The sequence below is a fragment of the Flavobacterium sp. genome (genome assembly GCF_050696275.1).
Classification (GTDB): Bacteria; Bacteroidota; Bacteroidia; order Flavobacteriales; family Flavobacteriaceae; genus Flavobacterium.
Map to the genome: position 1 here is coordinate 1 of NZ_JBOGUT010000036.1, position 24431 is coordinate 24431.

Here is a 24431-nt window from a genome sequence, read left to right on the forward strand (position 1 = left end):
AACAAAATGTTGAACTTCTTTAGAGCCTTTATTAGACCACTATGTCTATCATTCTATTTGAAGCAATTCAACAGGGTTCAAAGGGCCGGCAGAGGACTAATGCGCGATATAAGTATTGAGCTTAGCGATTTATTAGTTCACCTCTGCTTTCCTTTGAATAAATTTAGTTTTTTATCAAATACAAAGTAAAGGCGGATTTGTAATCCGTGCCGACAATCATTGAAGGGCAAATCCAACAAAACAACCTCTTAATTATTGTTTTAACCCTTATCAATATGAAAATGAAGGTTTCTTAAAAAAATAAAACTACAACCTAAAAAGTTGTAGTTTGTTGGTTTTCTTTGTGGGCACGAGCAAGATGCTCCCGCCAGCTGGGGGATTGTCAAAAGATTATTGCTTTAAAAATTTTAAAACTGTGATCCCCTCACCTTGAAGCTCCAAAAAATAAAGCCCACAAGAAAGTGTGTTTACATCAATCCGATCCACGTAGCCAATACCTTCCTTCATGGCTCTGCCCATTTGGTCGTAAATACGAAAGCCTTTAATTTGTGATGATCGCAGGCTGTTTATTTCAATAATGTCTCTTGCTGGATTTGGGAAAACAGCAAATTCATCCTGCCCAAAAGATTCCATGTTTAGCAGTGTTGGACACGGCGATATTGACGGTGTGTTGCCGTTAGGGTAGATTACACCAAGTTGACCGTAAGTGTTCTCGCCCCAAGAATGTAGCGTACCGTTTGATTTGAGTGCCATATTATGTGCGCCATGACTCTTTACCATTATCCAGTCTGTAGCTGCGCCAACCATTTGCGGCGTATTGAAATCCTGTCCATTTCCCAAACCCAAAGCTCCATAAGCTCCATCGCCCCATGCCCACATAGAGCCATTATTTTTGAGTGCAACGCAATGATCCTGCCCTGCGGAAACAATGCTCCAGTCATTATCGGTGCCTACGCGGCGCATGAAGCTTCCGCTTGGATTGGGGTTCGGATTTCCAAGCTGTCCATAATTATTGTTGCCCCAAGTCCAGATGCTACCATCGGTCTTGAGGGCTATCACGTGCTCGTCGCCTCCTCTTGCCATTACCCAGTCCTGTGCGGTCCCAATCTGTAATGGCGTGGTTCCGCCGCCGCCAGGTGCATTGCCCCATTGCCAAAGTGTACCATTAGTTTTGATCCCGATTGTGAAATTTGGAGTTGGTGATATATCGAGCCAGTCTGTATCCACGCCCACTTGTTGCGGGGTCGATCCTGGATGCCCAAGTTGCCCATAATAATTAAGGCCCCAGCTCCATATAGTGCCGTCGTTTTTCTGAGCAAAACAATTAAAACTGCCCGCCCATATTTTTGTCCAGTTATTATCTGTTCCAACCTGTCTCGGGACATTTTGGTTTCCTGCAATCGCAAGCCCGAGTTCTCCTTGTACATTGCGCCCCCAAGTCCAGAGTGTTCCATCGTCACGAATCCCCATGGTGTGGTTACCTCCTCCGGAAACTGCAATATATTGTGAAGTGCCAGCAAGTGTAAAAACATGTCGTTCGTTGTTGGTTCCGTCACCGATCTGCCCATACACGTTGTAGCCAATTGTTCGAATACGTCCGTCGGTATTTAATACTGTCGAATGGTTAAAGCCCGGGGAAAAGGATTGCCAGCATTGTGCCTCAAGTTGCAATGCAAAAAGAGAACAGGCCAAAAGTATCTTTAATTTCATTTTTTTTTGAATTAAATTTCTGCTAACCCAGACTTTGAACTGCCAGGGATTTTTAGTTACTGATATTTACAAATATATCCAAAAGATTGAAATAAAAAGTTGAAAAATAGGAGAGAAGAGCAAACACTTACTCTTCAAGTCAAGATATTCTCCGTTAGGGCGAGTATTTTACTAGCGCGAGTACCCCCGATCGCGGATTTGTAATCCGTGCCCACAACCAAAATCTTCAAAAAATCTAACATGTTAATTTTTAAATAAATACAGAATTAACTATTTAGTAAAAACAGTTATCAAAAACGGAGCATTTAGGTTTAGCATAACCATGACCACCTTACTCATTGTATTTTTGGGTTATGGAATTGCATGAGATTTTAGGGCTAATTGTATCTGTGATCGTTAGGGTTTGGCTTAGAGGAAAGCTTGGTGAGTATAGAAAAGAATTATACTTCTAGGTATAATGGGAGTTGGAGATTGAAAAAAATAACTATGACTTTATTTCGGTTTTAATTGGTTAATTATCACTAAGAATCAATGCAATGCAATCCATTTTTTAAAAAGTTTTTCTTTCAAACTTTTCTATATATTTGTGATGGTCAGTTTAAGTGATATATATTTTACATATGTTCAAAAAGAGGAATTACTTTTTTTAAAATATATTTACACAAACATCTGATTTTAAACAAATTAACACATTGTGTTTATACCTAGAGATTGCGTATATACATGAGTTATAGGCAATTTTAAACAGGTCTTCATGAACATACTAGAATTAGATACAAAAGAAGAATTTGATGGAAATAAAAAAGAATTCTGGCTAAATCTTAAGATTGACGGCGAAGAATTTCTTAAAAGAATTGATAGTGATTTAAACGCAGCAATATTTGAAGAACTTGAAAATAGTCTTAATGGTGATAATGATTATTTAATTTTTACTTGTGCATGTGGGATAGCAGATTGCGGAGGTTGGAAAAAAACTCAAGTTAAATATGCAATGGGAAAAACTATTTGGACATTTGAATATAATGATAAAAAATATAATTTCGAATTTGACTCCCAATTTTACAAGGGTGAAATAGAAAGAATGAGATTCGAATTAAACAAAAGCAAACTGAAATTGAAACCTGATTTCATTATGGATCCAGAATAAACAAAAAAAGACATGGTATTTTTAAATATAGAAATTTTCGCATACCAAAAAACTCTTATAGTTGCTTTAATTGGTGCTATAATCGGTCAATCATTAATATTGATTATTAGTTGGGGAAAGCGTAAAATTGATTTGTGTAGAAAAAAACAAATGATAATTACCGATTTAAATAATCATGATAAAATATTAGATTCACTTAGTGAAAAGTATGCAGAGCTAAACAATTTGTTTGACAAAAAAGAAATTGATCAATTCACTACAAGTATTTTTCATAATTTACAATTAGATATTTATCAAAGTGTTCCTAAAAATGAACTGTATTCTATTTTTAAGAAAGATTTACATGTTTTAGTAGAAATCTATAAATCAATAGAATTTCTTAAAGAAAATGGTCCATACTGGATTTATAAAGATTATTTAGAAAAATCTGAACAGCATCTTCAAGAAAAAGAAAACGAACCTAACCATATTTTATTATGTAACACAGAGTTAGGATTTATTGATATTACCCAAAAGAACATCAATAATAATTTGAAAACAATAAAAGAAACTAAGACAAAAATCAATAAAATTCTCCGATAAAAAACTGCCTATAACAGCGGTTTAGTCTTAATATGCTTGTTAAGTATATATTTTATTGGCACTCACAAAAATAAAACTACTCTTAGTACAACATAAGTACAACAAATCAAAAGTTTTTTTTATTTGAAGGAATAATGAACTCTTTTTATTTTAAAATTCAGTTTTATTTCTTTCACAATACCAGCTAGGTTGACAATCTGAAACTACGCATCCGCCCGATTTATATTTTGATTTCTTTTCTTTTACTTCCGTCATAAGTCCATACACAATAGGAATGACTTTATCCTTTTTCTTGCAGATTGGACAAACGTTACTTTTACCATACGGACAAGTTGGAGAATAAGGAAGCTCCAATTTTTTAATCTCTCCCTCTTTTAAATAAAATTTATAAAATTTATTTACAGGATATGATTTAGGAGATATGAATATTCTTAACGTATCTGATTTTAAATTTTCAAATGTAAAACTCAAATTTTCATCAACTTTTACACTATCAATTTGGGTCTTAGATTTTAAAATTATATAAGTGTTTTTAACAACAGATTCCTTATTATCTAAATCTTTCAAAATAAGCTTCCCATTTATTTTTGCTTTATCTTGACCATAGAAAGAAAATAAATTAAGTAATAAAAAAGCAATTGTTATATATTTTTTTGAGTTCATAATTATGGTTTTTTATTTAATTCTCTACTCTCGTTAATTATCTTATTAGAGACCTGCGTTGGTACTGCTTCCGCTTGTTTTACCGTTGCTCCCTGTGTATTTTGAACAATAACATTTGATGGGGTTGTATGTTCTATTTCGTGACCTACAACTGCACCAACAATTTGGGTAAATGATAAACCTGTAACGGGAGTGCCATTAAGCTTACCAACAACAGCTCCAGTTTTATCAGCAGCTGCATCTGCCAAATCTCCAACTGTGCCCATATAAACGGTTATCGTTGATTTTCCGATTGATACTTCTTCAATTTTATTAGTTGCCATATCAACTCCAACTGCTACATCGCTATTCTTTGTTTTACCAGCGTCACCATCTGAACCTTTTCCATTGTCCAGTATAATTTCTGTTGGTTGTGCAGAATTTACAAGTTTATTAAATTGTTCTTTACCTGTTGTCGTTGCTTGTAAAGCATTACCAATGTTTCTGTCACTCTTTGTTGCGTATTGAGTATAATCTCCTTTACCACCATTAGCCTTAGGGTCATAAACTTGTTGACCTTTTGAATTTCTCCAATCATCCGCAGCTCTTCCATCAGGGTCAATATTAGAAATAGGATTGTCTTTACCATAATTATACGGAGACCAACTACGAAATTCTTCACTCAATGGATCCATTGACATCCAACGTCCAGCTGTATCACCTGTTGGTTGTGAATCAACATTTAATGTATCAACAAGAATTCTGCCAACAATTTCTTTTTTATCAACATGCCAACGCATTGTTCCAATAGTTACAATACTATCAAGGTCATGAACTTCTAAATATTTTCCTTTACTCAATGTTGCAACTGGTGCTTTACTGCCATATTTTATAAATGGGTTTCCTGCTTGAATATTTTTTTCTCTACGCGCTTTTTCTTCTTTAGAAAGCTTTTCATTTTTCTGTGCAGATACATTTCCAATAGCGAATAAAAGAATAATTAAAAAATAATGCTTCTTCATAAGAATTAATTTTTGTTAAAGGTATTTAATTTTTTGTTTTCAAATTTACTTCGCTCTTCTTTTAGAGAAACTAACCAATTGAGGTACATATCCTCAGGCATATTTCTATATCCGATTTGATGAATATGTGCATATTCTTTTTGCAAATCTTTAAAAAGCGAATCCTGATTAACTTTATCTTGTATTTTTTCGATTTGTTTATAATGTGTTTCGGCTCTTAAAATTAATGCCGTGGCAAAGTTTGGATATAATCTTATAGCATTCTCACAGCACTTTAAGATAAATGTCCCGTCATTATTCGGAACCTTTGCATTGTAATTATTAGCTAAATCAATAAGAACAAGTGCAATACTTTCTTTGTTATCTAATGCTTTCATATAAACACCGTTTGAAATAGCATCTATATGTACGAATCCAGACGCCATTATCCAGGCATCTATTGGAAAAATTCTACTAGTAAGTTCAGTGTTATACCAACCGTCTTTAATACTTCTATGCTTGATATAGACATGATTTGGTGCCAACGCTAAATTAGCATCAATTCCAATTTCTTCACATAATATTTTATATAAGTATGGCATTGAATGACAATTACCTTTGTGTGTGCTTAATAATTTTGAAACAAAAAGATTTTCAGGCATTTTATGTCCAAAAACATCATTAAAATCATATCCAAATGGCTCATATTTATACATTTTACCATTAACATCAACTGGTATTGTATCACATAAAATTGAAAATATTGAAGCACGCTTATTAACTATATCTTTATCTCTTTCAATATAATTAAGCGTTTTACTATTTATGATTGCGGTGCTTAATCCATGTAATAATTTAATTTGCTTATAAACGAAGGTGGTGTCTAAATTACCATCCAAATAAGCATTTTCGGCAGAGAAAACAGCTTTTTTGAAACTATAACTACTTTCATTGTCAATCATCCTATTTAGCAAAGTATAACTTTCTTCAAATAGCCTTTCCTTATTTTGAGCAATCGCGCAAAATTTTGAAAACAATAGTAAAAGAATTAAGAAAACATTTTTTGTCATTATGATTTATTTTGTTTGTTCATTTTATTTTTAGCTCCATTTAACGCCTTTGTTAAACGTTTTAATTGCTCTTTTTCCTTTTCATTATCTTGTTTATGTTTTTCATTTTTAAGTGAACCTAACCACTTTTCATAGGCATCTGCCGGCATTTGTTGAAAGCCTAAATCATCAATTACCTTGTATTGAATTTGCATTGCTTGTAATAGCTCTAATGCTTTTGGATAATACAATATTCTTTCTCTTCCCTCTTGGGTTTCAGTATCAATTTTTAATTTTTTGACAACATATTTTAAACGTTCAGTATCATAATTTGCTTTAATCATATTAGCATTTATACTGGTTGGATATAATTCGAGAGCCTTATTAGTTACTTGCTCTACAAATTCATCATAACCAAATTTATGCAAATACCCACTTGCTAAATCCGTATAAAATTGTGAAAGCAGTTGTTGTTTAGTTAAGTTCTGCATATAAATTTTATTCTGTATAGCTTCAGCAGTAATATATCCGTTGTTTAAAACAAAAGATGAAACGGTGAACATTGTGTTTGTCAGTTCCAAATTATACCATTTTTCTTTTTCATCTTGGAATTTGATATAAGAGTGATTTGGTGAAAGTGATAAATATGCTTCTGCATCAATTGCCTCTGCGAGTGTCAAATAAAGCAATGGCATTGAATGGCATTGTCCTGTTTTTGTTTTCAAAAGTTTAGTAACAAACATTTTCGACCAATTTTGTCTGCCCCAATAATCTTCAAAATCGTATTTAATTGGAAAATGCTTTTCTTTAAATCCTTTTACCTGCATAGGTTGAGAAAAGAACTCAAACAGCACAAAGTTTTTAGCTGTATTGCTATTAACATCAAAATTTTTCTCTCTCATTTTAGCTAAAATAAATTCAGCCGTTTGTTTTATGATTTTGTCAAACTCTGCTTTATCAAGCTTATTTTCAAAGTAGGCGTTCTCAATATCGAAATTCACATCTTTTACGGAATAATCTTCAATATTTAATAAGAGCATTTTATCGTAAACCTGTCTGTAATATTCTGTTCCTTTTACGTTTGTCAATGACGGAAGATTATAATAATTAGTACGATTGACCTCATTAATATCTGCATTAATCGACTTCCTTGTTTCTTCTTGCAATTTTTCGTTATGCTCAACCTCACTTATTAACTTCTCGTTTTGAGATTGCTGTCTCCGTTGGTCATCATTACTGATTAGAATTTCTGAAGAATTAGGCGCAATATATTTATTATTTGGATTTGAATAATTTTGATTGCTATAATTTTGAATTTGTGGAGTTTGTGGAACTGTCGGCAAGTTTACCTGTCCAAATACAATATTTGAGAGTATAAGTATGAAAAACAGTATATTCTTTCTTATTATCATTTAAAATTAGATGTAATGGCGTAAATTATAATTCTTTAACATAAACTTTCTATACGGGCGCGAACCTAACATTTTCAAGTATATTTTCGTTACGGTTTTTCCTTAATTATTGTTAATATTTTCTCACGAAAAAAATATTTGAGCAAATATAGATATTTTAATATATAGGAGTTATACTCCTATATTATATTTTTCAAATGCACTCAATTTTGTGTGTGCGAAAAAAAGTAGATAAAATATTCTTAATTGCCTTTGGCGAAAATCTCAAAAATTTTAGAGAGCAAAAAAATATTACCCAAGCTCAACTTGCAATAGACTGTGATTTTGATGTATCGGTTATCAGTAGAATTGAACGTGGTGTAGTAAACACTTCCTTATCAAACTTGAAATTAATATCGAAAGCTTTGGGTGTTGAAGTAAAAGAGTTGTTTGATTTTAAATATCTGGAGTAATTTTTTTATATAATTTATTAATTAAAGCAAACCAATCTTTAAAAGTCATATTAACATATCTGGCACGATAATGTTTAGCACAAATCTCAACAGCTTCAAGAACTCTATTTTTTTCTAATAATGGATTTATTAAATCTAACACTTGTTTATCTGTTATTTCATAAAGTTTATCAGGAAAATTGTCTTCGTCTGGTTTAGATACAATATCATCTTTGATTCCAATAACCAATTGATTATCATCAAATAAAACAGGTAAATTTTCAAAAAACAATTGTAAATTTTCTCGTCTAAAAAGAATTATTTTTTCTCCATTGGATAAGAAACCAGTTTTGAATTCATTCTTTTTAATATCTGATTGGAGAGAATTTCTTGAATAAAGAGAAACATTGCTCTTTGCATTTAATCTGTCTTTAACTTTTACTGGATTCCAGCAAGCTACTGTGTCATTGTCAATATCATAACCAAGTATTATAAATGGAATTTTTGCTTCAAATATTTTAGGGAAATGTTCGCTATACGGCAATTGAACCCTTGTTATATCAGAGTTTTTGAAGTAAGCAGGAGATAAATTTTTAAGAAAAATGAAAAACTCTTTACCTCCAATTTTTACTAAAAACGGATTACCATCTTCATAACTAAAGTTATCAAGACCACTTAGAGTTTCAACAAATTTTATTTTAAGTTCTTTTGCTAGTATTGTTCTCATAGTTTACTTACTATTCATCTATTTTATTAACGATTTATGCAAAGTAGAATTTGTTTTTATTTTAATTATTTGCTCAATATTTGACAAATCAACATCAAAATGAATATTTGAAATTTCTTGTTTAATATTTGAACTTTCAATCTTTGGAACTATCTCACTTTCAAAAAAAGCTAATGTGTCAATCGCAAGTTGATAGTCAAAGAATATCTCAAATGTTTTTTCAAAATCTTTTCCAAGCGTTTCAATCAACACTTCATTAATATGGGTAAGCAAATCTATACTCTTTACTTTTAAATCAATCGATTTCACTAAGTCAAAAATAGTTTTCCCAATGCCTGTTTCAACTGCAAAGACTGAGGCTATAATTAAATTAGAATTTTTGTTTGGGTTTAATTGTTCAAAAGAGAAACTGTGGACTCTTCTACTTTTTGCCGTGCTCTTGACTTCAATTTTATCTATCCCGTCGTTAAAATCAAATTTATCGTTTGGGGAACAATGCCAAGATTTAATTAAATACTCAGGGGTTTTAGATTGTTCAATTACTAAAAGTTCTGCCCATAGTCCTTGAATAGTTTTTGTTGGTGGTTGTGTAAACTTATTGAATAAGTTAATTAGTTTTTTAACTTCAAACTTTAGTTCTTTTAGTGTTGCAATTGGGGATAGTTTCTGAACTACTAAAAATACTATCTCTAAAAAATATTCTTGTAAATCAATTGATTCTGTTCTTAATGATATTACTGTATAGGAACCTTCAGCAATTATCTTATCTTCTGATAATAACCTACATTCACGATTAAATTGCACGGAAATAAATTCTAAATTATAATCCAATATTCTTTCTTTATCTCCGTCTTCACATTTGATAAAAAATACAGGCATCCCTTGTGATGACAAACCAATTTTATGGTTTTTTATTTTGGGTAAGGAAGCAATATTAAAACCATCACTATTACTAGAGATGAACTGGTTTAGATCCTGAAATATTTTTAAAATAGATTGCATATAATTATTTATTGATTCCGACAAATGAATGTGCGAAATCTTCGGGGTAATAGATACCAAAAGTGTACACTAATTTATTAGCCCACATCATTGAGGAGTGTTTTAATCTAATTCTATGAATTTGTATGCAAATAGAATCTTCAAATTTTATACCCTTATCCCCTGGATATTTATCCTTTCCATTTATAGACCGTCCTGAGAATATATTATTAATTTTCAATCTGCCATCATCTGTATCTAAACTCCTTTCTCGTCCTTTATCCACACCAAAAGCCATTTCAAAAATATAGATATACTTAACCTCATTTTTATCTGCCAAATATCTTAGATATTGAATTGTAGATGACTTACGAAGTGCATCGGGCATATTAGCAATTTTAAAATCCTTTAAAAACTCGATAGCTTTATCTATTTCAATTTTTATATATCTATGACGTCTATCAGGAGTCCCAAAATCTTCATAATTTATAAAAGTATTATTTGCAATAAAGTTTTCTATGAAAATAGTATTTTCATCAATATGTTGTAAAGCATTTAATTGTCTCCAACCACTAAGTTTATGTTTAATCAAATCAACTGATAAAATATTATTTCTTGTTGGATTTACATTACTACTTAGAATTAAAAGTTGCTCATATTCTTTTAAAGAATATTTTTTTAAATTGGTTCTAAAAATTTCCTCATGCTCTACATATTCTCTATATTCCAATATTGAATCATTTGGAAGGAATACTCTACAACTATCAAGAAAATTCTTTTTATAACCAAAAAAACGGCAACGCTGTTGAATAGTATCTGCATTTGACTTTCCTATACTATACCGTGGCATATAGGAAACCATTAAGCCTTCAACGGTATATCCACGATTAAGCATATCAGCACCAACTAAAATATGTGCAGTTGCATTACTCCAATCAATCTCTTTGGAACCAGCTATAACAAGTTCAATATTTGTGTCTAAGATGACTTGTAGAACTTCAACCATAACCTCGTCAAATAGAGGTGGGTTTTCAATTCTTCTTACTGCTTCAATATAATTTTCTTTAAACTCATTAATAAGTTCTGATTTACTTGGGTCTCCATCAGGTAATTGTAAACGGTCTTCCCAACTATCTTTTAGTATTTTAACCCAATCGTAAAATTGGCGACTTACATCTTTTAAACTGTCAGCATGAATAAGCATTGATAAAAAATCTTCTTTCTCTTGAATGTTTACTGTAATTGCTACACCACAAATAAAAATCTGCAATGCGTTAATTAAACTCTGCGGACATTCCGAAAGTTGATTTTTTTTGTGATGATATACTTCTGTGTCAGGTATAGAAATTATCAAGTCGGGATTATCTTCAAAAAATGTTTTACCTCCAGTATATGATTTACCCGGAGTCAATACTTTATGAAATTTTGGAGATAACAAATCCATTATATTTATTAATAATGGTCCTTGAGGGGTAGCTGTATATTGAATGTAAGAATGATTTGAAAGTGCAGCTCTTAAATTCAAAATACTTGAATATGTAGAACTAAATTCATCTTCTTCCCAATCTTCTGATTTACTATTTTTTCTTGCGTAGGTATTTAAACTAGCTTGGTCAGCCTCATCATCAATTATTAATACTCCATTATTTCCTAAAGCTTCTCTAACTTCATAAGTTTCAAAAATTTTAGTTAACTCAGAAATATGTTTATAATGTTTTAAAACTGTTATAAGGATTGCTGGTTTATTGTTAAGTAATAAATTCCCTTTTATTTTTAAATGTACATTTTGAGCTATTGTAGGGCTTGGATATACTTTATAATGTCTGCTATTGGTAGAATCAGTGAGCAAATCTTTTTTTAAACGATTTGTCGTTTGTTCCAGAAGATTTATTTTTATTCCTGCAAAATAAATTATTATACGAAAACCGTTATCAATTGCTAATGCTGTTAATGTGGTAAAAGACATTGTTTTACCGCTCTGCACATAACCAATTGCAATTCCTGTAGTACTTCCAATAGTAGAAACAGGATTTATACAATTCTTTAAAATACTTTCTGATTCGTATAACAAAGTTTCTTTTTCTTCATCATCCAATTTCGTCAATCTACTAATTAAATCTAAGGTTCGCGAACCTTGAGTTATATTAAATCCAGAATCAACTTCGCTAATAATTTGAATAGTATCTGCCATAATTTATAGATTTCTTAGAAAATGATTAAAATTAAGTCTAACATTTCCAGCCCCCTTAGTTCCTTGAGACGGAGCAATAATCTCTGCTAGAACAAGTGAACGGATAATGAGCATAATTGGTTGATAATCTTCTTCCTTTTTCAATTTCTCAAATCGAGTAAAAAAAGGATGTGCCAAATTTATTTTGTAAACTATTTTTTTGGAAAAAAGTTCATCATCTAAAATTATAAGAGAGTATAAATCTGATACTGATTGTTCGGTTATCAGTTCAAGAATAAGTTTATATTTTTCTCCTTTAATCTCAATAATATCTTCGTGTGAATCTATTGTTTCTGCTTTTTTTGAAAATTCTTCATTATTAGCAGCCAAAGTTTTACTTTCAATTTCTTTTATCGAAGCATCTAATTTAGTTTTAAGAACCTCTTTATCTGATGTTTTCTTTAAGGTATTTACAATATTTTTTGCAACGGCTATATTACTTTCAAGAGTTTTGGGCTTAATATATTTCTCAGCCTGTGTATATAAGTCAAAATCTTTACTTGAAATCTCCGTTTGTAAAGCTTCCATCAATGCTTCTAAATCTTCTTGCTCTTGAAAACTCCCCTTATTAAAACTAACTGCAAATCCTTCCAATTCTAATTCGCCAAAAATTCTTTTATATCTTGGAGAACCTATTTGTCCACAGAGTGCTTTTGGTCTATACTTTTCATCATGACTACCCTCAATTACTCTGCCTCTTCTGAATAGCGAAAGTCCATTAACAGTACTTGTACTCATCGTACTAAGTATTGCAATAAAACCATTTACCTTATACTTACCTGTTGAAAAATTAATCTCTTTTTTCCATTCAATTGATTCACCCGAGAGATTATTATAAAATGGTGCAATTAAAATTTCAGGTTCTTCATATATCAATTCCTCATCATTTATAAAAAGTTTCATATCTCCTTTACGGATGAACTTTCTGTAAATACTTAATAAATGTCTTTTTATTTTATCTATTTGATAATTTGAAGGCGCATTTTTTGAAAGATTATGTAATGTTATTTCAGTAAAATGTATTGATGGGTTTTTATTTGTATTTACTACTTCTAATAATTCTCTCTCATCAGCTAAAACTTTTTTCAAATCAAATTCAACTAACCTTTCCTCATCTTCATTAAGAGCACCAGTTCTTACCGTCCATAAATCAGCTAACCATATAGACGCAGTTTTCATTCCCATACCGAATTCGTGAAGACCAGTATTGTCTATTGGTATATTTGCAGGCTCGAAAGCTCTATGAAAATTATCTAAACCTATACCAGCTGCATTGTCATATATTTTTATGAAATCATTTTCATTATCAATATTTATTCTCACTTCAAATTGATAACCGTTATTAGTCGCTTGTTGCAATCTTGATTTATTATTTTCAAAACTTTGAACAGCATTATCTACATACTCACCAAGTGCAAACCAAACTGTATTTTTTAAATTTCTGAATTGCCCGTAAACACCCGTCTGAATTTTTATAGAAACGTTTTCTATTTTACTCATAATCTTTTATTAGATTGATTGCTATTTTTTTCACGACACCAACATTTACAGCGTTTCCAAGTGCTCTAAAAGCTTTTGCAACTGTTGGAGGCAATTCTTTCAAATCTTCCATGCACTGCAATTTTGCAGCTTCTTTTCTTGTCATATATCTACCCAGCCACGGAAAAATTGGTATTTGTGTTGTCGTTAATACCAATGCAGGCGAGTATGTTGGTATTTTTACTCTAATTCCTGACGGTCTGAATTGCACTATCTTATCATTTATTGTCAATTCTCCCTTATCCCCACAATTCCATTCAAATTTTTGATGGCTATTTTCAAAATCCATAATTTTAACAATCCACTTATCAATCCATTCTTTATGCTTTTGATAAAATTCTCGATTGGCTTTTATGTAATATTTTTTCCAAACTGGAAATTCCGTTTGGTCTTTTTTTAATCCATCTTGAGCATAAGTAGGCAAACATTTAAGCATATCGTCAAATGAGTTTCCTTGTATTAAACTTCCGAATGCGCCTTTTCTATTTTTTAAATCTTTAGCTGACAATTTTATAGGGGCTTTGTTTTCGTAAGGATAATCCGCACCAAATTCCATTGCCCAAATTGGAAATCTTGGAACTTCTTCTGGTTTTAAATTATTTAAAAACTCTTGCCATATTACCAAATGATTTTTTGTATTTTCTCTCAAAGTCATAAAATCATCATCGTCAGGTATTATTATGTTGTGAATACTAATATCCTCTCTTTCTTCTTTCTCTGGAAATGTAAAATCGCGCAATCCGCCCTTTTCTTTTAATCTACCAACTATATAAAATCTTGACCGATGTTGAGGAATGCCAAAATGATGTGGAGATAGTATTTCTTCCTTGACTTCGTATAATTTTGATAATTCATCATTAATCACTTGCCAAGTATTTCCTTCATCATGCCCTTTTAAATTTGCAACATTTTCTAAAAAAATGAATTCAGGCTTATGACGATTCAATATTTCAACTATTTTATAAAATAAATTTCCATTTTTAGGGTCTTCTAATCCTAATTGCGCTCCTGCTTTAGAAAATGGCTGGCATGGAAATCCTGCGCATAATATGTCGTGACTTGGAATAAGATTTACATCAACTAAATTAATATCACCTTCAATTTCTGTATTATGGTTATTTTTGTATAATTCTCTAAGTTCACTATTTAATTCACTAGCAAATACACAGGAATGCCCTAAATCATGAAGTGCAAGATGAAATCCACCAAGACCCGCAAATAAATCTATAAATTTTAGTTTTTTCATTATTAAAGTAGTTACTCTTTATATTTTTTAGCTTGTAGATTTACCATCTTCAAAGTTATCCAACTCTTTATTTACCTCTTGAAGTAATTATTGCTCAACGGTATATAAAAATGATAATGATTTATTATATCCTTTTGCTACTTTTTGTAACGGTATAATTAACAAACATACAAAAAAGCGGCAAGAAGTAAAATGAAACATACAAAAAAGAAGGTTGTCGAAAATACAATTTTTCATACAACCTTCTCTCAATAATTAATCAAAAACTATTTCTTTGTTTTTGCCTTAACGATTCTCCCACCTTTGGCATATCGATACCCCTTTTTAAGTGTTCCGTCTTTTTTAACGCCCTCCCTTTGGATTATTCTACTGCACATTTTTTTAGCAGTAATACTTTTCTTTTTTTTCGTCTTTGTTTTCTTTGCTACCATGATTTCTGATTTTTAATTAATTTACTGTGAATGATAATTTGCTTTTATTCTTTTGCTTTTTCTGTTCGTTCACTACTTTTTTGTAATACATCGAGTATTTTAGAGTGAGGTCATTACCTCGGTTTTTCTCCAATGTTGCAAACCTTTCTTTGGGGTCAGGATGCGAGGAACAATGAATTACTGAAGTGGGATTGTGAGCCATTTTGTTACCGCCATACATCGCCCCGTTTTCTTTTACTTGAGAAATAAAACACCAAATAATTTTTGGGTAAGTCGTTCTCAAATAATTGAGTTGGTCGGCTGTGATTTTCAAATCCGTAACCGAATCCGCAATGATAACCTTGACCACCTTGCAGAATCCTTGTAATTCCTCAAATGGATTTTCCAAGTAACCTTTAATGGCAATGTATTTTCGTCCTTTCTCGGTAGTATTTCGGTTGATGCTATCTACTGTGTCCTTACTCTCAATTCCTCCTTGCTCATAATCGATATAGGCAACAGGTGTTTGCTGTTCTCCAAAAGCATTTGCTATTTGCATGGCCAGTTGTGACTTTGAACTGTGCTTGTTCCCTTTTATCAGGATAAGTGCCTTGTGAGGTTGTTGCTTTTGCAAAAACTTTCCAATCTCTCCACCCAAAACAAAAACATCTTTTGCCTCTTGTGGAGCAGAATCCGCAGAAATGAAACCTAATTTTTCCAGTTCGTTTAAACTTTTATTATGATCCAAACCAATAGGCTTTTTTGCAACAACCGGCACAACTCTTTTTTTCCTTGCTTGGGTATTTTTACTTACTTCAACTTTTATCCCTAACGATGCAGAAAGACCAAGTTTTTTGCTTGATTTCGCTTTACTTGTTACTCTTTTCTTTCCAGGCTTTTTAACTGCTACTTTCTTGACTGGTGTATTAGGTATTTCTACTGATTCCTTTTCTGTATTTCTACCTAAAATATGATTTACTGCCTTTTGGGATTGTGCTGAAGCTTTCAGGAAAAATCGATTGTCATTTTCCAATTCAGTAACTAAAACCTTATTCCAACTTTTCAGGTATTTTGCCGAATTGTCTTTGGTTTGAAATAGAATCCCTGCTTCGGAACACAAAAAAACCGCTCCGAGTTCCGCAATGAGTTCTTCATAAGCATAAGCCTTACTGCCGAACTTCCCCGAAAAATCCCTACCTAATCTTTTCTTTGCTCCTGTGCTGTGTGTTAGTTCGTGGAAATAAGTACAATAATATGAAGCCTCGTTTTTAAAAGCACTTATTTTTGGCATATTCAAAGAATCGTTTGCAGGCTGATAAAATGCCTTATCTCCAACAAAAGTGTAAGTAGGCGGGTTTTTATATCCGTCAATAAGGTTTTGTGCCTGCTCAATCGGATTGACATTTTTATTGCCTGTTGGTTCAGGGAATTTTAAGCCTGTACAATCGTCAGCCCTGAAAACATTGTAATATTTAATTACTGGAATCTTGGTAAGATGCTCTTTTAAATCTTCTTTGGTAAGCCCATGGGATTTTACAAACTCGTCAAATTTTGCCTTATCGGTAGTCTTGAATTTCAAAGTGCCATTATCGAAACTAAAAATCATTGTGTAATAAATCACACGTCTTGCCTTACTGTCTTTCTTTAAAGATGCTCCTGTTTCTTTAATCTGATTGAACGTAAGGTAATAAGGCTGTATAAACTTTATCGGCACTAAATAACCTTTGCCTTCCTTATCAAACTTTATATCAAAATTCAGTATGAAGTTTGCACCCGTGTATTCCTTTTTGCTCACATAGTTTTTGGCTGCGCCATCAGCTCCCGAACCGACCCAATCTTTTTGCCAAGGCAAATGCCCTACTTTCTCAATAGTATTGATAATCAAATCCGTGATGTAGCTGTAAATATCATCAGGAGAAACACCGTTTAAACCTCCTTCAGTATCTTCTTCAGAAATGTATTCCAAAGAGGGCAAAATGATTCGTTGCTCTGCACCAGTAAGTCCCATTGGCTCTACAAAATCCTTTATCTCAATAGTGAAAAGCCTATCATTGTTTTGCTCCAACACTTTGCCGATTCGCTTCACTATGACGGTATGTTTTTGCTTTTTAGCTTTTACCAAAAGACTTTTAAGAGCAGTTCGGCTTACGGTTGTACCGTTAAGACTGTTAAAGGCTGTTACTAAATCCATACTACTTGATTATTGAATATTCTTTACCCAACACACCCAAAATTGTTTCGGTTTGAATGTCTTTTACACTTGTTATCTGCGATAGGCTTTGCCAGTTAGAAAGGTTTTCCAGTATTGGAATTTCTACAATCAAATCCTTTAATACAAACTTGCCTTTGGCGGGGATGGAAATAAAGGTTTTATTGACCGTTATAGTGGCTATCCTTTTGGCTGTTTTGTCTTTCAGCACAATTCTTTTCACAACCGCAATAATTCCATCAGGGCTAAAATTGTCATTAGTGGGATTGTAAAGCGTGACATCTAAATTGAAGCGCATACGCTTAAAATTGATGTCGAAGTTTCTAATCCCAGTCGGCAACGCTTTTAGTTTTTTCATAGTTTCTTTCCACTTATTTAGCTTACCTCTGTACCACAATATGCCCGCTCCTAAGATTGCGCCTGTGATTACGATATGTTTTGCTTTTATGCCCATACGCTTGTTTTTTTCCTGATAAAGCCGACTATCTTAAACCCGATAAAGAGTATTGCCAAAATCCCAAATCCCATTAAAATTTTCTCCAATTTCGAGAGTGGTTTTTTCACCACAACAGGAATCTTTTTAACCTGGATAATTGTCTTTGCTTTTTCACTTTTGACATCCGTATTTTGATTTTGGGTTTGGGCTATTTTGGAATAAAATTCGAGTTGCTTTCTCAACTTATCATAAATCAGTTTATAGCTGTTATCTCCTGAATTCTTGGAAGTATTAAGCTTCAATAATATTTCATCTACTTTGGCATTTACCAAACTGTCAAAAACTGTGTTCCCTGTATTGCTCTGCGCAATCGGAGTAATGAGTTTATCATCGATTGCCTGATTAATGACCGTACTTTTGATACTGTCCCTTTTCTGAATCTCGCTTTTAAGTAGGGTGTTTTCTTCTTTGATTTTTTTAGCTGAAGAACAACCTGTAAACACCACAGAGCAAATGATAAACAGGATAAAATATTGGATTGACTTTCTCATAATTTTGATTTTTTAAAGTGAACTTTGATTGTAAAGAGTAGTAACTCCGAAGCCTCTATTACCTGAAACAAATCGATTCCGTAATACACGCTAACTGCTGTGATAATTTTGTTAAGGGCTTTTCTTTTCATTGTCCTTGTTATTCAAACAACCCGCACATCTTTGTTGATACTCTTGCAATTTCTCTTTGAGGTTTCGGATTTCGATAGTGTTTTCATCAATAATCCTTTGCATTTCCTCAAATTTCTTATCCGTTACAATTGACATTTTGGTATAAATGGAATCGATGGCTTCAAGTGCTGAAGCTTCTGTCTTTTTTAGTTCCGAGTTCCTTGATTTCCAAGCGATGTATATGGAAACCAAAGTAGTAGAACCTAAAAAATAGTTTAATAAGGTTTCTATTGGTAGCATATCTTTAGAGTTTATTTAGTTTTAAAACCAAAATCGAGCATCCGAGTAAAAGGGTTGTAGAAGCTATAATCAGCCTTTTTTTTAACTGGTCTCGGATTCGCTTTTTTTTTAATATCCCGAGAGTGTCAATGCTTGTGTAATAGTTAAGCTGTTTTACTCTTTCGGAAAAATTGGTAAGCGCTCCGTTGATTTTCTTGGTAATTGATGTAATGTTATTACTATCGGCAACGGGATTTAGATTGTACCTAACACTCCAAAACCAACCCGCAATATCAATGGCAACATCTGGGCGGGAAGCCAAATCAGGATTGGTAATCACATCAACTCCCGAATAATTCTTGTAAGCCTGATAATTTGCCCTGCCTGTTAATTGAATCAGTCCACGACCTCTGAAACGCCAACCGTCGCCCACTTGTGTATTGCCTAAATTGACCTTTCCCCACACTCCACCATAAACAATATTTGCGATAGCTTCCTGATTGGCTTTGTGTTTTGAGGTTCTGCCGTAAAGATTTGCCTGAGATTGGGAAATTTGATTTGTCCCAAAAGTTTCAATCAGTCCCGCAGGTGTGTAATTCAGGTTTTCTGAAAGTCTTATAAAGCCCCCTGTTTCCTCGTGAATCTGAGCCAAAAAATGCGCAATCCTTTTGGGTGTGTTGATGGCATACTTTTTAAAAACATTCAAAAAAGGGGTGCTATTTGATAATAAAAAATCCATTACAATTGTACTTTTTTAGGTTCAACATTCGGCTTATCTTCTTCTTTGGGGGGCGTTTTGGTACTTGCCCCGCTATCGAGTGAGGCAATAATGAGTACTCCCAATACTCCCAAACCAACCCATATCCCTGTATTTGCGTTCATTATTTCCAGTTGTTAAGTCTGATTTGTTTCACGCCTTTTTGGGTATAAAGGGCGTTCTCTGTATTTCTTCCAAAATCCCCGTCCACCTTGATTTTAAGTAGGGTCTGCAAGGTTCTTACTTCCATGCCTTTGCTTCCTTTTTGAAGCAGTTTGGTTTTATCAATTCCCGAAGCTTCGGCAGTTGCGGGAACCGTTGGTAGTATCTTACCGACTGGCTTTATTACGCTATGGTCGGGAATCCAGTAGATGTCATCCATAAAAGCCCCGTTTCTTTGGGCGACATAGCGATACGTTCCGTCAGGTCTTCTTCCTACCCAAATGATTGTACCTATTTTATCCCCTTTTTTAAAGGTGGCTTTTCTAATCCCCTCACTGGTATAATTCCCGTCAGCCATTTTTCGGGCATCATAGGTTTTTGTTCCGTTAAATCCCGAAGCCATTACCTGTTGACCTATGCTGTATCTGAATGTATCAGCACTTCTAACTGGCGGTTCGGCAACTGTTTTAACTGGGACAATCGGAGCGGTCGAAAGTGGTGGGGTTCTTATTGGTACAGGAGTGGTATTGGGAAGCGTTTCTTCGCTTAAATCGGCTTCGGGTTCTTGCAGGAGTTCTTTATCATTCTTGCTCTTTTGAACAAAATAATAGATACCACCACCCACGGCAAGGGCGATACCGCCACCAATCCATAATTTATCTTCTGTGGTCATCTTTATAAGTATTTTGGATAATTTGATTTTAATAATTGATAATCGCTATCACTGAGTTCTTCCTTTAACCAAACTTTAAGTGGATGCTTTACTGGAGTTTGCCATAAGGCGAAATACGTGTTGCCTGTCACGGTATTGTAATACCTGCTTCCAAAGGCTTTGACTACCCATGAAAATTGTGCTTGGCTTATCCCTGTGAGCGTGGTTAAAATGGTCTTGCGCTTTTCGGTATTAGTGAAATTGGCTTCTTTCATCGCATTGTAAAGCGTGGTTGCAATTTCCTTGGCATTAATACTTTCCTCCATAGAACCACCGTCCTGATACGCCGTTGCGTTTTTACTTTTCTTTGCCTGTGCAATGGCAAAAAACAGTATTCCCAATCCCGCCACGCCTACCGAAATAGGCAGTATTTTTGAACTGTCCATAATTAAAAAAAGTTGGGGATTAGAAAGCGTAATTCCATTAACTCGTTTTGGCTGAACTGGTCGGAAAACCACTCAATCAAGGTCATTTTCTTTGATAAGGGATTGATTCCTTTTCTCATTCCAAAAGCATTATGGATTCTCACAAATCCGTTAGGATTTACCCCCATAAGATTTTGCTTTACCGATTTAAAACCGTTTCCAACACCATACATCGCACTATAAATCGCTTCGGCTTTGTTCTTTGCCATTCCCGTTGAAATATTACTCGGCTTATCTCTTTTGTTCTCTTTGAGCGGAGAAAAACCGTTAAAAATCTTCCTGTAAGCAAAATATCCAATCCCTAAAAACAAACCTGTCTTCAAAACACCTTTCACTATCGAGGCTGTGGCATTTATTCCCGCATTGGCATTTTCAAGGGAGTTTGCGATTGCCTTTTGACCTTGTGGTGATGAGGCAACTGCTGTTAGAACTGCGGGATTATGTAAACCTTGCTTTTTCATTTTCATTTTTGGCTGTAAGTATTGCTCCCAATTTCATTTTTACTTTACGAATTTCATTTTTAGCATCTTAAAGGGTTGTCCCAGTAATTGGTTCATCTTACTTTAGTAATTTCATCTTTACTTTCTTCTCTTGGAGCAACGGCTTACAACTGTGCTTTTATCATTGTTTCACCCGCTTGTAAATGGAGCATACAAACGGGCTACTCCAACTACCTACATTATGAACTCTTTGATTGTTTGCCAACTCTGGGTATCGGTTACCATTGCAATTGCTTTTTTGGATTTCTTCAGCTCTACCAATTTTTCCAAAACCTCGTTGTCCAAATCCGCTAATTCCTGAACCAGTTTTGCCTTTTTCTGTAATTTAAAAGGGTTCGTTTCCTTTGTTTTTATACTAAATCCGCTCATTTTATACTAACATTTGATGTTTTTGTAATAGCCCGAATAACTCTTGTGAAAAGACGTTGTTTTCGCCCTTTTCATTTATTTTCTGATAGATAACCGACAGTAGCGTTATGGTATCATCGTCAAGGGTTTTGATAATATCCAAGAATGTTTTTTTGACATCTGAATAACTCTCGTCCTGTAAATCATCAGCGGAAGCCATCGCCAAACCGCCACTTTCAACAGGCACATTAAAACCCAATCCCTTTAAAATAAGTGGGGCTTGTTTAACCACACCCAAAAGCATATTGTTCAGACTGTCGTTGCTTTCCTTGGTGTATTTCTTCTGCAACTTTTCTTCGTTCAGCTCGTCGTTTTTGGCTCGAAGTTCTCTATTGAGTTTTTCGGATTCTTCCAACTTACGGGCAAGTTCCGAACGGTCGTGCGCCTGTAATTTCAAATCGAAAATCTCCGCTATTCCCAAGCCCATCAGCCCACCGCCTTTTTTCTTTTTCTTCTTTTTTTTGGTGGTCTGCTTTGGGGATTCTTCGCTCTCTCTTGACTTTGCCTGCCCGCTCTCTCCAAAAGTTACATCGAAAGGCTCTCCCTCAACTTTAAAGGCATTTACGCCATTTTTTCGCTTCTCTTGTATGGTTAGTTTTGTATAACCGTCGTTGTAAATCTTTTCAAAGAATTCTTCGCTTGTCCCAAACTCATTTTTAATTTGCTCTTGGGTCATATTGCGGTAAATCGGTTTTGAAGATTCCCTGTCGTAAACCGTGACAGCGCAAAACTTATCGCTTCCCAGTTTATCCATCAAATCATCTAATTGCTCCATTTTAAATTAGTTTTTTGTAGATAAGTAAAATCTTGTTTCGTTCTTTCGAGTAGGCAACCTTTCTCACAATGACAGGGGCAGAAGTCTTACTGTCCAAGTACTGAACTTCTAATTGTACCCTTGAAAAAGTACCATCAGGCACAATCAAAATCTGTTTTTGCGTGGGGTATATCGAAACTCCATTGATAACAGCCACAGTAGTACCCGTATTTACAACAGACAGGCAGGTAACCATTTCTAAAATGGGTATTTGCTCCTCTTTGAACTCCCTTGTTATAAAAGCAGATTCTACAAACATGACTATACTTTTTTGACGTTATTGTTATATAAAAACACGACGTGAAATTTTAAAGGCAAGACGCCTCCCAAAGGTTCTTCCAAAGCGAAAATGAGTGAGTAATCTTTATTGCCCGTATCGAAATTGAGCGGTTTGAAACTCTTTTCGTATTCGCCACCGTTTGACTGTCTCCAGTTGTCAATATGAACCATTGGAACAATTGCAATACTGTTATCGTCTTTCATTTCAATAGACGGCATTGCGTTTACGGATTTCTCGATTCCATTGGTGTACACCGCTACTCCCGTGGTAAATCCCATAGGCAGTTTGAAGTTTTCCGAAGTGTTACTTTCTCCAGGTTTGATTGTTGCTTTTACAACGTATTGAATTTGTCGCATAACTGTTTGATATTAAAAAAGCCGTAGCCCGCTAATGACTACGGCTTTTCATAGTTTACAAGAAAAAAATTGTTACTTTTTTGCTTCAGTTACCCTGAACTCTAATCGGAGAAACATTCCCCCTCCAATTTTAGCCGCAGGAACAGTAACACCTTTTGGAAATTCCAATTCCAATTTGAACTCCTCTTTAGCTCTTAAAAGCGGAGTGGTCGCAATGGGACGGTAATCCTCATTTTTAAAAGACTGGGTGTCCGTTAATGGCAAATCAATCAGCATATCGTTGGTTTGAATCAGTCTCAAATCAGCGTTTTGCAATTCTGCGGGAAGCGTGTCCCTGCTTTGCCAATTGGCACTTTCAAGTTTTTCACCCGTTGTGGTAAATTGCAAGCGAATTGCATCAATGACCACATCACGCCCCGAATTCAAAATGTTACCGTCAAAATTGGTAATACCCACTATTTTCTTGGTGTTAGCATCAACGAGTTGGTTAATCCCACTCATTCCGTCAACCCTTAAATTCAGGTAAAAAGTCTTATCGACTAATTTTGTCGGCTGTGGTCTGACAGCCTGTGTATGTTGGCGTTGTCTTGCCCCTAAAACTTTAATTGCTCTTTGCAATTGCGGATTTCTATTTTCCATCTTTCTTTATGAATTAAATTTTTACTTCTTATTTTGTATTACAGTATGTAATTTCCGTTTTCGTCGATGTAAGCCCCTAAACCGTCTTCATCATCGTAAGCACCCAAACCATCATCGTCATATCCGTTTAAGCCGTCTTCCACATAGTTGCCGTTGGCATCGATATAACCGCCCAAACCATCTTCGTAATAGTTGCCTGCCTCGTCATAATAGCCATTTAAACCGTCCTCGTCATAACCGTTTAAGCCATCTTCCACATAGTTGCCATTGGCATCAATGTAACCGCCCAAACCGTCTTCGTGATAGTTTCCGTAAGCATCGATGTAGCCGTTTAGACCGTTTACCGCTCCTGAAAGACCTGCTGCCTTTTGCATGAATCTTCCCATCGCTGTTTCAGGATTCAGTTTGGAGGCAATTTTTTCAGATGAAAAAACATTTTTAACCAATTCCAAACCGTGAGCAATGGAAACTCCAATTGCTGAACCTCTTAAAAGTGAACTCTTGGTATCACTTCCTTTTACCTTTACTGCCAAAAATCCAGCACCTACAGCAACCGCACCATTAACAACACCTTTTACCGTGTTGGAAGATGTTTCGGTCATAGTACCTGTAAGCCCTCGTGAGAGTGCGCCTACTACTACGGCAGAACTAATTGTTATTAACTCTTGTTTCATTTTTCTCTTTA

The 24431-nt window shown here is 34.1% G+C and carries 29 protein-coding genes; 3 read left to right on the forward strand and 26 right to left on the reverse strand.

Going from position 1 to position 24431, the window contains the following annotated elements; genetic code table 11:
- Positions 1-390: 390 nt before the first annotated feature.
- Positions 391-1710 (reverse strand): T9SS type A sorting domain-containing protein, encoded by a 1320-nt coding sequence (locus ACRDEC_RS14990; RefSeq protein ID WP_431499175.1) that lies wholly within the window; start codon positions 1708-1710, stop codon positions 391-393.
- 754 nt (positions 1711-2464) lie between these two features.
- On the opposite strand from ACRDEC_RS14990, the gene ACRDEC_RS14995 reads away from it, so the two are divergent.
- Together ACRDEC_RS14995 and ACRDEC_RS15000 are read left to right on the forward strand one after the other, a co-directional pair.
- A complete protein-coding gene (locus ACRDEC_RS14995) occupies positions 2465-2857 on the forward strand; it encodes a hypothetical protein (RefSeq protein WP_431499176.1) in 393 nt (130 codons plus the stop codon).
- Positions 2858-2869: 12 nt separating this feature from the next.
- Complete coding sequence (locus tag ACRDEC_RS15000) at positions 2870-3439, forward strand: hypothetical protein (RefSeq protein WP_431499177.1); 570 nt, start codon at positions 2870-2872, stop codon at positions 3437-3439.
- A 150-nt stretch (positions 3440-3589) separates the two neighbouring features.
- Here the strand turns inward: ACRDEC_RS15000 and ACRDEC_RS15005 are convergent, their stop codons facing one another.
- From ACRDEC_RS15005 to ACRDEC_RS15020, 4 genes are read right to left on the reverse strand one after another with little or no spacing between them, the layout of a single operon-like run.
- Positions 3590-4102 (reverse strand): hypothetical protein, encoded by a 513-nt coding sequence (locus tag ACRDEC_RS15005; RefSeq protein WP_431499178.1) that lies wholly within the window; start codon positions 4100-4102, stop codon positions 3590-3592.
- Between the two features lie 2 nt (positions 4103-4104).
- Complete coding sequence (locus ACRDEC_RS15010; protein ID WP_431499179.1) at positions 4105-5103, reverse strand: hypothetical protein; 999 nt, start codon at positions 5101-5103, stop codon at positions 4105-4107.
- A 5-nt stretch (positions 5104-5108) separates the two neighbouring features.
- A complete protein-coding gene (locus ACRDEC_RS15015; RefSeq protein ID WP_431499180.1) occupies positions 5109-6152 on the reverse strand; it encodes a hypothetical protein in 1044 nt (347 codons plus the stop codon).
- Positions 6152-7543 (reverse strand): hypothetical protein, encoded by a 1392-nt coding sequence (locus ACRDEC_RS15020; protein ID WP_431499181.1) that lies wholly within the window; start codon positions 7541-7543, stop codon positions 6152-6154. The genes ACRDEC_RS15015 and ACRDEC_RS15020 overlap by 1 nt, the downstream gene beginning before the upstream one ends.
- Before the next feature lie 215 nt (positions 7544-7758).
- Here ACRDEC_RS15020 and ACRDEC_RS15025 point away from each other — a divergent pair, with 215 nt between their 5' ends.
- Entirely contained in the window at positions 7759-7995 is a 237-nt protein-coding gene (locus tag ACRDEC_RS15025) for a helix-turn-helix domain-containing protein (protein WP_431499182.1), read from the forward strand.
- Here ACRDEC_RS15025 and ACRDEC_RS15030 read toward each other — a convergent pair.
- The 21 genes from ACRDEC_RS15030 to ACRDEC_RS15130 all read right to left on the reverse strand — a co-directional run bounded on the left by ACRDEC_RS15030 (position 7979) and on the right by ACRDEC_RS15130 (position 24420).
- Positions 7979-8701: a hypothetical protein gene (locus tag ACRDEC_RS15030; RefSeq protein WP_431499183.1), complete on the reverse strand. Its 723-nt coding sequence runs from the start codon at positions 8699-8701 to the stop codon at positions 7979-7981. The two genes, ACRDEC_RS15025 and ACRDEC_RS15030, sit on opposite strands and share 17 nt — an antisense overlap.
- Before the next feature lie 18 nt (positions 8702-8719).
- Entirely contained in the window at positions 8720-9703 is a 984-nt protein-coding gene (locus ACRDEC_RS15035) for a PD-(D/E)XK motif protein (RefSeq protein ID WP_431499184.1), read from the reverse strand.
- A gap of 4 nt (positions 9704-9707) precedes the next feature.
- Entirely contained in the window at positions 9708-11873 is a 2166-nt protein-coding gene (locus tag ACRDEC_RS15040; RefSeq protein ID WP_431499185.1) for a Z1 domain-containing protein, read from the reverse strand.
- A gap of 3 nt (positions 11874-11876) precedes the next feature.
- Positions 11877-13412 (reverse strand): ATP-binding protein, encoded by a 1536-nt coding sequence (locus tag ACRDEC_RS15045; RefSeq protein ID WP_431499186.1) that lies wholly within the window; start codon positions 13410-13412, stop codon positions 11877-11879.
- Positions 13405-14697, reverse strand: a complete 1293-nt coding sequence (gene dcm, locus ACRDEC_RS15050) for a DNA (cytosine-5-)-methyltransferase (protein WP_431499187.1) — start codon at positions 14695-14697, stop codon at positions 13405-13407. The genes ACRDEC_RS15045 and dcm overlap by 8 nt, the downstream gene beginning before the upstream one ends.
- Before the next feature lie 266 nt (positions 14698-14963).
- Entirely contained in the window at positions 14964-15128 is a 165-nt protein-coding gene (locus ACRDEC_RS15055) for a hypothetical protein (protein WP_431499188.1), read from the reverse strand.
- 16 nt (positions 15129-15144) lie between these two features.
- Positions 15145-17298 carry an ArdC family protein gene (locus ACRDEC_RS15060; protein WP_431499189.1) on the reverse strand — a complete coding sequence of 718 codons (2154 nt, stop codon included), beginning with the start codon at positions 17296-17298 and terminating at the stop codon, positions 15145-15147.
- 1 nt (position 17299) lies between these two features.
- Positions 17300-17770 carry a hypothetical protein gene (locus tag ACRDEC_RS15065; RefSeq protein WP_431499190.1) on the reverse strand — a complete coding sequence of 157 codons (471 nt, stop codon included), beginning with the start codon at positions 17768-17770 and terminating at the stop codon, positions 17300-17302.
- Positions 17761-18303, reverse strand: coding sequence for a hypothetical protein (locus ACRDEC_RS15070; protein ID WP_431499191.1), 543 nt, complete (start codon positions 18301-18303; stop codon positions 17761-17763). The genes ACRDEC_RS15065 and ACRDEC_RS15070 overlap by 10 nt, the downstream gene beginning before the upstream one ends.
- Positions 18304-18414: 111 nt before the next feature.
- Complete coding sequence (locus ACRDEC_RS15075; RefSeq protein ID WP_431499192.1) at positions 18415-18714, reverse strand: hypothetical protein; 300 nt, start codon at positions 18712-18714, stop codon at positions 18415-18417.
- A gap of 4 nt (positions 18715-18718) precedes the next feature.
- Positions 18719-19432: a glycoside hydrolase family 19 protein gene (locus ACRDEC_RS15080; RefSeq protein WP_431499193.1), complete on the reverse strand. Its 714-nt coding sequence runs from the start codon at positions 19430-19432 to the stop codon at positions 18719-18721.
- Positions 19432-19575, reverse strand: a complete 144-nt coding sequence (locus tag ACRDEC_RS15085) for a hypothetical protein (RefSeq protein ID WP_431499194.1) — start codon at positions 19573-19575, stop codon at positions 19432-19434. The genes ACRDEC_RS15080 and ACRDEC_RS15085 overlap by 1 nt, the downstream gene beginning before the upstream one ends.
- Positions 19575-20285 (reverse strand): peptidoglycan-binding domain-containing protein, encoded by a 711-nt coding sequence (locus tag ACRDEC_RS15090; RefSeq protein WP_431499195.1) that lies wholly within the window; start codon positions 20283-20285, stop codon positions 19575-19577. The genes ACRDEC_RS15085 and ACRDEC_RS15090 overlap by 1 nt, the downstream gene beginning before the upstream one ends.
- A gap of 2 nt (positions 20286-20287) precedes the next feature.
- The gene (locus ACRDEC_RS15095; protein ID WP_431499196.1) at positions 20288-20710 is read right to left on the reverse strand and encodes a hypothetical protein; all 423 of its coding nucleotides are present in this window, start codon (positions 20708-20710) and stop codon (positions 20288-20290) included.
- Positions 20711-20712: 2 nt separating this feature from the next.
- A complete protein-coding gene (locus tag ACRDEC_RS15100) occupies positions 20713-21216 on the reverse strand; it encodes a hypothetical protein (RefSeq protein WP_431499197.1) in 504 nt (167 codons plus the stop codon).
- 207 nt (positions 21217-21423) lie between these two features.
- Positions 21424-21618 (reverse strand): hypothetical protein, encoded by a 195-nt coding sequence (locus ACRDEC_RS15105; protein WP_431499198.1) that lies wholly within the window; start codon positions 21616-21618, stop codon positions 21424-21426.
- A 1-nt stretch (position 21619) separates the two neighbouring features.
- Positions 21620-22432 carry a hypothetical protein gene (locus ACRDEC_RS15110; RefSeq protein WP_431499199.1) on the reverse strand — a complete coding sequence of 271 codons (813 nt, stop codon included), beginning with the start codon at positions 22430-22432 and terminating at the stop codon, positions 21620-21622.
- A gap of 1 nt (position 22433) precedes the next feature.
- Positions 22434-22730 (reverse strand): hypothetical protein, encoded by a 297-nt coding sequence (locus ACRDEC_RS15115; RefSeq protein WP_431499200.1) that lies wholly within the window; start codon positions 22728-22730, stop codon positions 22434-22436.
- 2 nt (positions 22731-22732) lie between these two features.
- Entirely contained in the window at positions 22733-23107 is a 375-nt protein-coding gene (locus tag ACRDEC_RS15120) for a hypothetical protein (RefSeq protein ID WP_431499201.1), read from the reverse strand.
- Positions 23108-23179: 72 nt separating this feature from the next.
- Entirely contained in the window at positions 23180-23746 is a 567-nt protein-coding gene (locus tag ACRDEC_RS15125) for a hypothetical protein (protein WP_431499202.1), read from the reverse strand.
- Between the two features lie 38 nt (positions 23747-23784).
- Positions 23785-24420 (reverse strand): hypothetical protein, encoded by a 636-nt coding sequence (locus tag ACRDEC_RS15130; protein ID WP_431499203.1) that lies wholly within the window; start codon positions 24418-24420, stop codon positions 23785-23787.
- Positions 24421-24431: the final 11 nt, after the last annotated feature.